This window comes from Terriglobia bacterium, assembly GCA_020073085.1.
In the GTDB taxonomy this organism is placed as follows: Bacteria; Acidobacteriota; Terriglobia; order JAIQFV01; family JAIQFV01; genus JAIQFV01.
In genome coordinates, this window is record JAIQFV010000040.1 from 26,470 (window position 1) to 36,963 (window position 10,494).

The 10,494-nt window shown below is 52.1% G+C and carries 13 protein-coding genes; 4 read left to right on the top strand and 9 right to left on the bottom strand.

Going from position 1 to position 10,494, the window contains the following annotated elements; all coding sequences use genetic code 11:
- Positions 1-76 precede the first annotated feature (76 nt).
- The 9 genes from cysK to LAO21_21775 all read right to left on the bottom strand — a co-directional run bounded on the left by cysK (position 77) and on the right by LAO21_21775 (position 7,917).
- A complete protein-coding gene (gene cysK / locus LAO21_21735; GenBank protein MBZ5555338.1) occupies positions 77-997 on the bottom strand; it encodes a cysteine synthase A in 921 nt (306 codons plus the stop codon).
- A gap of 203 nt (positions 998-1,200) precedes the next feature.
- On the bottom strand, positions 1,201-1,914 hold the full coding sequence (locus LAO21_21740; GenBank protein MBZ5555339.1) for a dienelactone hydrolase family protein: 714 nt from the start codon (positions 1,912-1,914) through the stop codon (positions 1,201-1,203).
- A gap of 101 nt (positions 1,915-2,015) precedes the next feature.
- Positions 2,016-2,162 carry a hypothetical protein gene (locus tag LAO21_21745; protein MBZ5555340.1) on the bottom strand — a complete coding sequence of 49 codons (147 nt, stop codon included), beginning with the start codon at positions 2,160-2,162 and terminating at the stop codon, positions 2,016-2,018.
- Between the two features lie 56 nt (positions 2,163-2,218).
- A complete protein-coding gene (locus tag LAO21_21750) occupies positions 2,219-3,355 on the bottom strand; it encodes a hypothetical protein (protein ID MBZ5555341.1) in 1,137 nt (378 codons plus the stop codon).
- 65 nt (positions 3,356-3,420) lie between these two features.
- On the bottom strand, positions 3,421-4,470 hold the full coding sequence (locus tag LAO21_21755; GenBank protein ID MBZ5555342.1) for a tetratricopeptide repeat protein: 1,050 nt from the start codon (positions 4,468-4,470) through the stop codon (positions 3,421-3,423).
- Between the two features lie 335 nt (positions 4,471-4,805).
- Positions 4,806-5,216 (bottom strand): hypothetical protein, encoded by a 411-nt coding sequence (locus LAO21_21760; GenBank protein MBZ5555343.1) that lies wholly within the window; start codon positions 5,214-5,216, stop codon positions 4,806-4,808.
- Positions 5,194-6,636 (bottom strand): ATP-binding protein, encoded by a 1,443-nt coding sequence (locus tag LAO21_21765; GenBank protein MBZ5555344.1) that lies wholly within the window; start codon positions 6,634-6,636, stop codon positions 5,194-5,196. Before LAO21_21765 ends, LAO21_21760 begins: the two co-directional genes overlap by 23 nt.
- 268 nt (positions 6,637-6,904) lie before the next feature.
- Positions 6,905-7,423 carry a hypothetical protein gene (locus LAO21_21770; protein ID MBZ5555345.1) on the bottom strand — a complete coding sequence of 173 codons (519 nt, stop codon included), beginning with the start codon at positions 7,421-7,423 and terminating at the stop codon, positions 6,905-6,907.
- 56 nt (positions 7,424-7,479) lie between these two features.
- A complete protein-coding gene (locus tag LAO21_21775) occupies positions 7,480-7,917 on the bottom strand; it encodes a hypothetical protein (GenBank protein MBZ5555346.1) in 438 nt (145 codons plus the stop codon).
- A 560-nt stretch (positions 7,918-8,477) separates the two neighbouring features.
- On the opposite strand from LAO21_21775, the gene LAO21_21780 reads away from it, so the two are divergent.
- From LAO21_21780 to cas2, 4 genes are read left to right on the top strand one after another with little or no spacing between them, the layout of a single operon-like run.
- Positions 8,478-8,684, top strand: coding sequence for a 2-oxoisovalerate dehydrogenase (locus tag LAO21_21780; GenBank protein ID MBZ5555347.1), 207 nt, complete (start codon positions 8,478-8,480; stop codon positions 8,682-8,684).
- On the top strand, positions 8,681-8,929 hold the full coding sequence (locus tag LAO21_21785) for a type II toxin-antitoxin system HicA family toxin (GenBank protein MBZ5555348.1): 249 nt from the start codon (positions 8,681-8,683) through the stop codon (positions 8,927-8,929). Before LAO21_21780 ends, LAO21_21785 begins: the two co-directional genes overlap by 4 nt.
- Positions 8,930-8,956: 27 nt before the next feature.
- On the top strand, positions 8,957-9,868 hold the full coding sequence (gene cas1e / locus LAO21_21790; protein ID MBZ5555349.1) for a type I-E CRISPR-associated endonuclease Cas1e: 912 nt from the start codon (positions 8,957-8,959) through the stop codon (positions 9,866-9,868).
- The gene (gene cas2, locus LAO21_21795; GenBank protein ID MBZ5555350.1) at positions 9,849-10,157 is read left to right on the top strand and encodes a type I-E CRISPR-associated endoribonuclease Cas2; all 309 of its coding nucleotides are present in this window, start codon (positions 9,849-9,851) and stop codon (positions 10,155-10,157) included. Before cas1e ends, cas2 begins: the two co-directional genes overlap by 20 nt.
- Positions 10,158-10,494 lie beyond the last annotated feature (337 nt).

The window sequence follows — 10,494 nt, forward strand, 5'->3', positions numbered from 1 at the left end:
AAGACTCCTTTGTCAGAATGAAAGAATCGGCCGAACGAAAGGGACGCTGAGTCCCCGCCGTGGCAATGATGGATTGCTATCCGAAGATGTTCTTGCTGAGGTATCGCTCACCGCTGTCCGGAATGAGGGTGACGACGTTCTTCCGCGGACCCAGGCGCCTGGCAATTTGGATGGCGGCGAAAATATTGGCCCCTCCCGACCCGCCCGCCAGCACCCCCTCGCGCTCTGCCAGCCGCTTGACCGTGGCCAGGGAATCACAGTCTGCCACGGTGATCACCTCGTTGGCGAGGGCAAGTTCGAGAGTTTTTGGGATAAAACTGTTGCCGATCCCTTCCACCTTATGCGGCCCCGGCTTCCCCCCGGCAAAGATCGACCCTTCGGGCTCCACGACCGCGGCGTGAAGAGAAGGGATCTTCTCTTTCAGAAAACGCGCCACCCCCGTAAAGGTGCCTCCCGTGCCCGCCCCGATGGCAATGGCATCAATCGCCCCTCCCATCTGCTGAAAGATTTCCGGACCGGTGGTTTGATAGTGGACTTCAGGGTTGGCAGGATTTTCGAATTGTTGCGGGACAAAAGATCCGGGGATATCCTTGGCCAATTCAAAGGCCTTGCGTATGGCCGCCTCCATGCCTTCGGACCGCGGGGTTGTCACCACCTCGCCGCCCAACGCCCGCATCAGTGTCATTTTTTCCTGGCTGTAGCCTTCGGGAACAATCAGAATCACCCGGTAGCCCCGCTTGACGCCAATCAAGGCCAGCCCCACCCCGGTGTTGCCGGCTGTAGGCTCAATGATCGTTCCTCCGGGGGTCAGCCGTCGTTTTTCTTCTGCATCCTGGATCAGCCCGACCGCTGTTCGATCCTTGATGGATCCACCGGGATTGAAGAATTCGATCTTTGCCCAAATCTCAGCCGCAGGGCCCTCACAGATGTTTTTGAGGTGGAGGATGGGAGTATGGCCGATCAGTTCCTGAATGTTTTCGGCTTTCAGCAAATGCATATTGGGGTGACACTCCTCAGGAAGGATATGAAGACGAGACAAACCTTTCGAAATTAGCCGAATCAATGGGGACTGTCAATCCGAAAGTCTCTGGAAGGATGACCGGCGGCGCGTTCTTCCTGGAGCCAGCGGCATCTTTGGAACCCGCCAATGACAGGCCCAAGGTCCGTCAGCCTGATGCCTTCCAGTGGCCAACCCCTGCCTCAATCGAGGTGCTGATGGAGGAAACCGGTTACGCGCCCCCAGGCATCCGCGGCCGCATCGACATTGTACACATCCGGACGCGTGTTGTTGAAAAAGGCGTGCTGAGCGCCCGGATAGACATGCACTTCGCCCGCGAGACCATACTTTTGAATAGCAGTCTTGAGGCGGTTCATCTTGTCGACCGTTATCCAGGCGTCTTTCTCCGCCCCGATGAATAGAAGCGGGCAGCGAATATTCTTGATGGGATCATCGGGATCCGGGATATCGCCATAGAAAGGGGCAGCCGCTTTCATTTCAGGGATGTGACAAGCCCCGAGCAAAGTGAAGCTCCCTCCCATGCAGAACCCGGTGATGCCGATGCGACCTGATTTCACATAGGGCTGTGGGTGCAGATACGAGAAGGCTGCCCGGATGGACCGGACCCCGGCCTCCGGTTTCAATTCACCCATCCAGCGAGATGCCTGGTCCGCATCTTTGGCCACACGGCCGCCATAAAGATCGACCGCCAGCGTCACAAAACCCTCGCGGGCATAGCGCCGCGCCACATCCTTGATGTGATCATTGAGTCCCCACCACTCATGAATCAGAAGTAGCCCCGGAAGGGCCTGACTCGTTTTAGGTTGGGCCAGATAACCTCCCAGTTCCAACCCTTCGGACTTAAACTTCATTTCTTTCGCTTCGACTTCAGATTCGGGAAACTTTTGTGCAGGCATGGTTGCATCCTCTTTGAAGGAAACTCCGGGATTGCATCGTCCCCGGGGGTTGAGACACTTGTGGACCGAGGGGAATAACTTAAACCGAGTCACGAAAGATTTCAAACCAATTCATCGGTGGGGCGGTCGGTAGCCGGGGTAGCGCATACATCGCGCTTCTTGCGATGTGTGCGGCAAAGACTCTCGGTGCCCGACCCCGAAATTGAGCCACTGTCGGTGGTCTTGGCCACCCCCTCAGCAATTTTCATTTGTCAAACGTCCCGATCTGACCCTTTCGCACACAGAAGAAATTCTAGTCCGTTGCCTATTGGCTCCATGGGGAACTAACCCACAAATTACGATGAGCATCATCAACCGACGCTGATCTCATGCGGCGAGATAAAACTGGATTGATCACCGCCAGAGTATCGCTGTGATGCTGTGAATTGGGCTCATAGCCATCAAAATTACACGGCCTAATTCTGGCATCCCATTGATCAATCGGCTGTTCGATCATGGCAGGGCTCTTCCGTCGCTCACACCAAATCGACAATAGTCTCTCGCAGATATTCTCTTGAAGATCTCTACCGCTCTTGAATATACCCTTTAGTGTAATGTCAGCATCTTCCCCCAAAAGGATGTCCTTGCTCTTAATAAACGCTTCGATTTCTGACCTGTCTGGACATTTCGCAAGATGGAATGTCGATGTTGCTCTAGGAATGATTTGACCTTTCGCGTCCAATAAAAGAGCCTCTCGAGGAATTATTCGATGATAAGTAATTCGTCGTCCTCGATGGACAAACATGTTGCGATACTGGTTGGCCCACTCTAACCAGTCTTCGACTCCGCATAATCTTCTTGCCTGTTCGTAGAAAGTTCGAAAGTCGATTTGTAATCGAGAGCCGGCCGTATTTGAATCAACAATCCTAGACAGTGCATTTTCGGCCTTGCCAATGTCAGTGCGCCGCAGTGGAGTCGATAATCCCAGCACACTAATCATCATCGCGCCAAGGCAATCTAATGATGAACCGATGGCTCGGAAGAAGCCACAGACGTGCACTGCTTCCAGGCGGCTTGGTAAGTCATCCAGCGGTGATCGAGAAGGAGGCATCTTGCAGCTTAACTGACCGCTTGCATCCCTCGAAATCACGTCTGCAATTCGCTTGTTGTCCCTTTCTCTGGCGTCCAGCCACTCCAAATAATGAAGTTTGGCCTCCGCTAAATTCACTTCAATGCCAGTGGCACATTGATACGAATAGTCGCTGATTAGTATCCTTTCCTGGGTTGGCAAAGACCCCCACCATGAGATTCCGAGAGAGCTGTTATCAAGGTCACCAAGTATCTCATTGGATAATTTCGCTGCGCTTGGGACATCTGCGCCAATAGAAGAGTAGAACCTGTCCTCCGCTCCATCCTCGATTGAATAAGGTACACTAAGAGCTTTGATTTCTTCTTGACGCAATTCTCACCTCCGTCCGTCAAGAGACTGTTACACCATTGGTGGGGCAGATCGGGCCATTATCTTCCTCACTGGTTTCGACAAGTCTCTTTGAGGATTCGAGTTGCTTTCATCATCTTTTCCCAACTACCGACAATATTGGGATCTCCAAACAGGACGGCAGTCTCTTCTTCCTCTTCGTGAGTGTGAGATGTGGCTGAGGCCATCGCCTTCTCCCACAAATCATTACCCTCGGCATTTGGCTTAAACGCCAGAACCTTGTCAGCCCAATGCTCTGCTGCTTGATAATTGCCAAGCTGAGCATTTATAAGAGCAAGTCGGTACCAACTGGTCACATCATTCGGTTTAATCAACACTGCAAATTCAATTAGACTTTTTGCGGTTTTCAAGTCGCCTTGCTTTCCCAAAGAAATAGCAAAGCCGCCTAGTACCACACCCGATACGAGCCCGCACGCCCATTCGACGTCATCGGCTTTTTCTTTAAGGATCAAAGCCATTTTTTCAAGTATCCCACTTCCCCGGCAAATGTTGATAAGCTCCCTAGCATTTCGCGCTGAGCCAATCCTGTGTGCGATCACCTCGACAATGGAGGAGGGTACTTTATCCCACTCAGGAAGAGACGCCAAGATGTTAAAGGCGCCTTTATTATTACTTTCCTCGGTACTCTCGCCTTTCTCTTGAGCTAAATTTAGAACTTCTCGCGTCACGAGATCTCGGAGGATGAGGTCCCGAAGCCTGCCATAGTCAGCCTTTGAAGGGAGAACAAGGCCTATAAGGAAAGTGAGAACGGGCCAGAGGGCTGTGATAACTGCAGTGGCGTACCAACCCCGCATCAGGTCGTAAACGCTCAACCCAATGCAGCATATCCATTTGATTCTTATTAAGATTACTCCGAGGTCCACCAGCAACAAACTCATCGTTCTGTAGCGAATGAGCCACCACAAGCAATTCAAACACACGATGGCAACAATCACGACATACACGGGTAAAACCAATAACAGGAAAGGTGCCACAGATTGTAAGGCGAACAGTGGCCAATCTGCCCATTCGATCGCCCTTGCGAACAACCAGAGATGGTTTTCTTCACTACTGTGATCGGCTGAATTCCAGGTAAACATCGACCTCCTACGACGCTAATGGTTCGTTCTATTGACCCTGCCAGCACCAATGCCAGATATCATAGTGAAGATCGAAGCACATCACTTGCGTCAGTTCTTTTTCACCCTTCACTTTGGTTGCTGCGATCAGCGGCTTATTCCTTGTGTGTTTGACGAGAATTAGCGAGAATGAAAATTGAGAAGGCCTGCCCCTTCTCCCTCACTTATTGGTCGGGGCAACAAAGAAAGGCTGCCGTCCCAAGACGCGGTGTGGAAGTTCAGATGGTGGATCCTTCTATCTTCCAAAATCCTTCTTTCAGAGACAAGCCATTAATAGGAATCATCGCGGCAGCACTTCATTCCACGATGAGTTTGATCTTTTCCTCTTGAAGGAATACTTCACCCACATCGGCCGCGCCATTCCAGCTTTCAGAAATTCCAAGCGCAATCTTGGAAAGGGAGAGGGTCGAACCATTGTCTCCATAATAATTGAGAGTCGAGTTGCCGCTCCCTGACGTACCCAATTGAATAAACTGTATACGATTACCTCCGCCATCAGCCATCTGGGGAAGAACTATTGGAAAGGGCGCTGTCTGCTTAAAATCGGCAATTGGAATTGTCGTCAGCAAGAAATCACCGCGCGCTCTCACATTCATGGACAGCCAACGTTGTATCTCCAATATTCCAAGGACTCCCATTTGCCAAATGCCCCGGGCTGACCCGTCATCATCTTTGGCTGTATCGCTAGACCCCGTTTGCAGAGACATGGCCCTCGGCACTGTCGGTTACGTTTCCGGCTTCTTGGTCTCCGACGGCTTTGAACATCGCACCTGCGATATTAGGGCCGCGCGCACGCATCTCAGCTCCGTATGCTAAGTAATCAAGACTCCGAGCAGTTGATCGCAAATTGGTCTCACCCTCGAACACCCGTATACATACTTTTGAGAGTAAAGCCGCTGCTTGCTCCGGCCTGTCTATGAGTTCTTTCACATTCACAACTGCCTCACCCTGAGCTCCAGCCAGCAACTTAGGAGTAATACGCGCAGCTACGACCAGGGGGTCAACAGTCACCATTTTCGACAACATATCCTTAAATGTCCAATAGAACGATGGCGGCTGTGCGTGGTGTCCCCACTTCCGGTTCCACCTTTCTTGCAGCCATTCACAGAATTCGCGCCCAAGGAGGACTGCCACTCGCATTAGACAATGGATTTGTGGATTTAACGACCGAGCATAAAGTTCCGCAAGTGTCTGAGCAACCATTCTGTCGGGTAGTTTTAATATCCAGAATACTGAGGGCGCATAGAAATCACACACGGCGCTACGAAACAGAAGTGCGACATCAGCGTCGCTCTGTCTGACATGATGTCTTTCTGCGTAAATTCGGAAGTACACCGGCTGTCCAAGGAAGAAGTGGTGTTGCCCTCTTGCGAGGGCGCGGTTAGCGTCAATAACATTGTTGATTTCATCGAAGATGGCTTCTGAGACCTCCTCATGGACAAAAGTGCCCGCAGCTCTCTTTGGGTCCCTAGTGAGTAGTACTGGGGTAGCTTTAGGATCATTTACTGCTCGGACAGTGGTCACAAGGGATGAAGATAATCTCGACCCGCCGACGGGCTGGACGGTTATGACCCGCGAGCCGCGTGGTGCCTGAACAACTTTCCTAACATCTTTAATCCAAGATTTACGTATGATGTCGACTCGCCTCTCGATTACCAACCGTAGGTCCTCGCTATTACCAGGCTCGCTTTTTGCCCCGTGTCGAAAATAGACAGTCCCAACGCTAAATGCAGTCTTTTGCTTACCAGGGCTGATTTCATATGTGCCAGGCCTTTGAAACACGAGAGGGACTGGAACGCCCTGTATGACAAACGCGATTAGAGTTTGAGAGCGTTTCCTTAGCTCGCGAATGTCAAACTCAAGATCAGCAGGTCCAGTGTATTTCGAAATCTTATTGCCGATGTCGGCGGAGTCGATGATTGCCAGCGGTCCGAGAGAGGCCTTGCTCGGCCGCCCGACATTGTCGAGGCCAAAAACAATGATCCCCCCGCCGGAATTGGCCATGGCTACCATATCCTTAATGACCTCCAACCATTCTCCAAGTGAATTTGTATCGAACCCTTGCTTAAATTCGATGCGCTTTGACTCACGTTTGGCGAGGAGAGCTCTCTGAACTATGTCTGTCATGGGCTTGTTTGGTTAATTTCAGTGACAATCGCCGTACTTGAGTTCCCAAACACTTAGAAATGTGTATGTCTCAACACCACTATGAGGCAGGACGCTCCGACAGGTGGTTGTTTTGGGGGCATCAGATCGAATGGAAAGGTCTGACCCAAAATTCGGCTCATCTCTGCGGGCCCTGCCGGTTATACAGAACTGACACAACAAGTCACTGTTCTAGCGACCCCCACTTGTCTAATGTCCCGATGGAATCTGCTTCCATCCTCTTCTCTTTTCATTCTTGGGGAATCCACCCAAATAAGCGGTAACGGACAAACGCAACCGCGAAACGCACAAGTGAAATACGGCGACTACGGGAAAACGAAACCCTAACCCGCTTGGGACGCCCCTTTGTTGGTCTTACGATATATGTTTTGAAGAGTAGAAGAATGAGACGCTCATCGTATTGCGCCAAGGCGTCGAATGAGGTGGGATTTCGGGGGGCTAAAGAACGATTCCCAGAGTTGATTGTATATTCGAATTTGCACCATGTTCTTCTGACCGGATCGAAGCCGCTGAGTTGAATTACACTCCTCAAAGAATTCGGACTGTCGGCAAGGTTCTCAGCCTCAAATCTGATCGGCGTGACTGACTGGCTGCTAAAATTAATTAGCCCCTCATCGAAAGAGTTTATTTCTATACGAGCACGCTTCCTCATTAATTCGATCAAATAAGTAATCCCACCAATCGTCACGATGAAAGTGAGGATCTTGTAGCCAAGTTGTACCCACTTGGAGTAATCGACAGCGATCATGTGATATCGCCTCGCCCTAATCCCATCCTGTTGGCGTCTCCACCTAACGCTATTCCTCAATTTTCTTTCTCTGTCCTCACAGCAAGATCCTTAATGATGGCCGCGCAGGCATCTTTGACGGCGTTGCCCAGGCTTCGTGTGGATCCGCTGGCGATGGAGTCGCCGTCCTTGTTGAAAACGGCGAATTTGTTGTCCTTTAGCGCGTAGCCCTTGCCTCCTTCGTGATCGAGCAGCACTATGTAGTCAGCTTTCTCCTGCTTCATGTTGACAGTGACGCCCGGACAACGCTCGCCAAAAGTTTTGATGATCTCAGCGGTTTGGGGGCGAGCACCGCCCTTGACCGCACCACCGAACCCGTTGCTGGTGCCTCCAAATCCTCCAGCAATTTCCCATGATTTGCTGTCGGTCACAAATACACGAGGTTTTTCTTTATCTGCCGCAAAACAGGTACTACAGATGAAAAAGAAAGAGAAAAGGGCCCTGCTGATATTCATGAAGCCTCCAAAGGGAAAGGGTCAATCCGTCCTGGAATGGCAACAAAGAAACACAGGTGAGCGACAACGGCCAGCCAATCACCGCATCTAGAAGTGGGGCCCGACCTGGGGGTCGCCTGGCCGGTAAGAAGTGTAGGACTCGCTAGAACGGAATTCAAGGGGAATATAGTTGGCGAAGGGAAGAACTAACGCGGGCGGGAGGATTGGCCGAAGCGGAGATTCCAAATCCCAAAGGCCAAAATCCAAAGAAATCCAAATTCCAAACGATAAGCAGATTCCAATTGTTGGCTCATTTTGAGTGTCAGATCTCTGCATATGGCAATCAGTCAAGAAAGTTCCTTGTCTTGACAATAACAAACTACCATTTCACGATTGCAGAGATCTGACGCTCATCATTTCAATTAACGAGGATTTCTTTGGCATCCATCGCGTGCTGCGTTCTTTACCGGGTGACGCATCAGACGAATAGGTAGAATGTAGGTGCCTGACCACCTGTTACTGCTAGTCGGCCATCTATCCCAAATGATATGATGAGAAACCAAGAAACCGGAGGTTCTGGGATGAAGGAAATCATTTTTTTGGTCGAAGAGGCGCCCGAAGGAGGCTTTGTGGCGCGCGCCCTCGGAGAGTCCATCTTCACGGAGGCGGACGACATCGAGTCCTTGCACCGGCAAGTCCGGGACGCAGTGAATTGTCATTTCGATAATGCAGCCTCACCCAAAGTCATCCGCCTGCACTTTGTGCGGGAAGAAGTCATCGCCCTGTGAAACTCCCTCGGGACATCTCCGGCGAAGAGTTGGCCAAAGTTCTGGGACGGCTGGGTTACCACGTCACCCGTCAGACCGGCAGTCATATTCGTTTGACGTGTGCCCTTCCCAGCCAACACCACTTGACAATTCCCGCGCACCACCCGTTGCGTGTGGGCACCCTGGCGGCGATTCTTTCTGAGGTCGCCGCCCGTCAAAAAATTTCAAAAGAAGAAGTCATGGCTAGAATTTTCGAAAGGAATTAACGGCAAGCTGCTCCACCTGATGATTCCATGCTCCCGCCTCTCAAACCCATTCCCATCAAAGAGCGCCTTTCCATCCTGTTTGTTGAGAAGGGAAATCTCGACGTCTTGGACGGCGCGTTTGTTTTGGTGGACAAGAACGGAGTGCGAACGCATTTGCCCATCGGCGGGGTGGCCTGTCTCCTACTGGAACCTGGCACGCGCGTGTCTCATGCGGCGGCGGTCCTCGCGGCACGCGTGGGGACACTGCTTGTCTGGGTGGGCGAAGCTGGTGTGCGATTGTATTCGTCTGGACAGCCCGGCGGAGCGCGGTCGGACCGATTGCTGTATCAAGCGCGACTGGCACTCGATGACGACGCTCGTCTCAAGGTGGTACGCAAAATGTACGCGATGCGTTTTGGAGAAGAGCCGCCCAGCCGCCGCAGCATTGAGCAGTTGCGCGGCATCGAAGGGGCGCGTGTCCGCGAAACCTATCATCTACTGGCCCGAAAATACGGAGTGGAATGGAAGTCGCGTGAATACGATGCGACCGAGTGGGGGAGTGGCGATTTACCTAACCGCTGCCTGAGCTCCGCTGCGGCTTGCCTGTATGGAATTACTGAGGCCGCTGTGCTGGCAGCCGGGTATGCGCCTGCTGTGGGCTTCATTCACACGGGTAAGCCGCTATCGTTCGTATACGATGTTGCCGACATCTTCAAATTCGACACCGTGGTACCGGTGGCCTTTCGCACTGCCGCCAAGAAGCCTGAGAACGCGGAACAGATGGTCCGACTGGGCTGCCGCGATAGTTTTCGAGAAAGCCACTTGTTGGAAAAGATCATTCCAACCATTGAAGAAATCCTGGCCGCCGGAGAATTGACTCCTCCTGAACCCACCGAGGAATCGATCCCTCCGGCCATTCCCAATCCGGAGGGTCTGGGCGATGCTGGTCATCGTGGTTGAAAACGCGCCTCCTCGCTTGCGGGGACGCCTCGCAATTTGGCTATTGGAAATCCGCCCCGGCGTTTACGTGGGAGATTATTCGGTTCGAGTCAGGGACTATGTCTGGAAGCAGGTGGAGGACGGCATTGAAGAAGGAAACGCAGTTATGATTTGGTCCGCACGGACAGAGTCGGGATTCGACTTCCTGACTTTGGGAAAGAACCGACGCATCCCTTGTGAGATGGATGGCGTCAAATTGGTGTCGTTTTTGCCCCTGGAGCCCGAAAAAAAAGGCGAGGCTCAGAATTAGGCTGCAATGGTCTTTCTTGGTCACAAAACGTTGGTAATTTCAGGCCTGGGTAACTGACACCCACGAATCAGTGGGTTGGAGGAAGTGTGTTCCCCACGCGCGTGGGGATGAACCGATCCGCGCAATCGAGGCGAGCGGCGCTGAAGCGTGTTCCCCACGCGCGTGGGGATGAACCGGCGGGTTTATACGTCATGGCGGGACGAAGGTCGTGTTCCCCACGCGCGTGGGGATGAACCGATTTCATCTGTTCGGACAATGAGCACAACAATGTGTTCCCCACGCGCGTGGGGATGAACCGTAACCGGGATTCTTGACCAATTCCATTCGGGCGTGTTCC

Bases quoted from the DNA above. Each gene is read 5' to 3' on its own strand.
- cysK (MBZ5555338.1), bottom strand. From the start codon at position 997: ATGCATTTGCTGAAAGCCGAAAACATTCAGGAACTGATCGGCCATACT.
- LAO21_21740 (MBZ5555339.1), bottom strand. From the start codon at position 1,914: ATGCCTGCACAAAAGTTTCCCGAATCTGAAGTCGAAGCGAAAGAAATG.
- LAO21_21745 (MBZ5555340.1), bottom strand. From the start codon at position 2,162: ATGAAAATTGCTGAGGGGGTGGCCAAGACCACCGACAGTGGCTCAATT.
- LAO21_21755 (MBZ5555342.1), bottom strand. From the start codon at position 4,470: ATGTTTACCTGGAATTCAGCCGATCACAGTAGTGAAGAAAACCATCTC.
- LAO21_21760 (MBZ5555343.1), bottom strand. From the start codon at position 5,216: ATGTCTCTGCAAACGGGGTCTAGCGATACAGCCAAAGATGATGACGGG.
- LAO21_21765 (MBZ5555344.1), bottom strand. From the start codon at position 6,636: ATGACAGACATAGTTCAGAGAGCTCTCCTCGCCAAACGTGAGTCAAAG.
- LAO21_21770 (MBZ5555345.1), bottom strand. From the start codon at position 7,423: ATGATCGCTGTCGATTACTCCAAGTGGGTACAACTTGGCTACAAGATC.
- LAO21_21775 (MBZ5555346.1), bottom strand. From the start codon at position 7,917: ATGAATATCAGCAGGGCCCTTTTCTCTTTCTTTTTCATCTGTAGTACC.
- LAO21_21780 (MBZ5555347.1), top strand. From the start codon at position 8,478: ATGAAGGAAATCATTTTTTTGGTCGAAGAGGCGCCCGAAGGAGGCTTT.
- cas1e (MBZ5555349.1), top strand. From the start codon at position 8,957: ATGCTCCCGCCTCTCAAACCCATTCCCATCAAAGAGCGCCTTTCCATC.
- cas2 (MBZ5555350.1), top strand. From the start codon at position 9,849: ATGCTGGTCATCGTGGTTGAAAACGCGCCTCCTCGCTTGCGGGGACGC.